This window comes from Caenispirillum salinarum AK4, assembly GCF_000315795.1.
Taxonomy (GTDB): domain Bacteria; phylum Pseudomonadota; class Alphaproteobacteria; order Rhodospirillales; family Rhodospirillaceae; genus Caenispirillum; species Caenispirillum salinarum.
On record NZ_ANHY01000051.1, the window covers coordinates 1 to 974 of the forward strand.

At 74.2% G+C, this 974-nt stretch carries 2 protein-coding genes; both read right to left on the reverse strand.

The window, feature by feature from the left end; all coding sequences use genetic code 11:
• On the reverse strand, positions 1-411 hold a 411-nt coding region (locus C882_RS25625; protein ID WP_043647354.1), incomplete at its 3' end, for a J domain-containing protein.
• Positions 412-424: 13 nt separating this feature from the next.
• Positions 425-826 carry a hypothetical protein gene (locus C882_RS22630; RefSeq protein WP_052000271.1) on the reverse strand — a complete coding sequence of 134 codons (402 nt, stop codon included), beginning with the start codon at positions 824-826 and terminating at the stop codon, positions 425-427.
• Between the last annotated feature and the right edge of the window lie 148 nt (positions 827-974).

Here is a 974-nt window from a genome sequence, read left to right on the forward strand (position 1 = left end):
GGGGGCGGCCGCCTCGGCCTGGGCGCCCGTCGCACCGGCGCCGGCGGTCCGCTGCTCGTGGCGCGGCCCGCTGGAGGCCTCCGCGCGGGCTTGCTGGGCGCGATAGGCGGCGCCGGCCCGGGCCGCGGTGTCGGCGCGGGGGCGGCTGCTGCTTTGGAAGGGACCGCCGGCACCGTGGCCGCGGGCGGCGGCGCGCATGTCGTAGGCGGCGCGGCGGCGCGGGTCGCTCAGGACCTGATAGGCCTCGTTCAGGTGCGCGAAGGCCTCCGCTGCGCCGGCCGACGGGTTGCGGTCGGGGTGCAGTTCCTTGGCGCGGGCGCGGTAGGCCGCCTTGATGGCCGGCGCGTCGGCGTTGGGCCGCACGCCCAGCACGCGGTAATAGCCTTTGGGGTCGAGAAGCCCGCGCGCCATGCCCGTCCGTCTCCTACAGCGGGGCCAGCCGCGCCAGCAGCGGGGGATTGTCCCAGCCGGGACGGCGGTCTTCCATGACGATCGACTGGGTCAGCTCGCCCAGGGGCGGCGGCGTCACGGCGACGCGCACCCAGCGCGGCAGCAGCTCGTTCAGCAGGTCGCCGAGAAGGAGCGCCGCCAAGGCCTCCGGCCCGGCAGCGTCCTGGCCCGGCAGCGCGTCGAGGTAGGCGCCCAGGGCCGCGGCGTCCAGCACCTCGCGGTCGGGCACATAGCGCACCTCCACCGCCGCGCCCGTGGACAGGGGCGCGCGCAGGGTGACGAGATAGTCGAGGCCCGGCTCCGGATTGGCGGCGGTGCGCAAAAGCGCCCGCCGCGGTGCCGGGTCCGGGGCGGGAGAGCGGGTGTCGCGACTCATGAACGGACTCTAGGGACCAAGGCTTCAACAAGCGGTTAACGATGCTTGGTGTCGCGATTTTCCGCAAGGCGTTGATTCTTTCCGTTGACTCATCGTCGGGAAACGCCTAGAAACCGGCCTCTCGGCAGCGATGCCGGGGCAGCCGACA

Excerpts from the sequence above, each read along its gene's own strand:
- C882_RS22630 (WP_052000271.1), bottom strand. The coding sequence starts at position 826 with ATGAGTCGCGACACCCGCTCTCCCGCCCCGGACCCGGCACCGCGGCGG.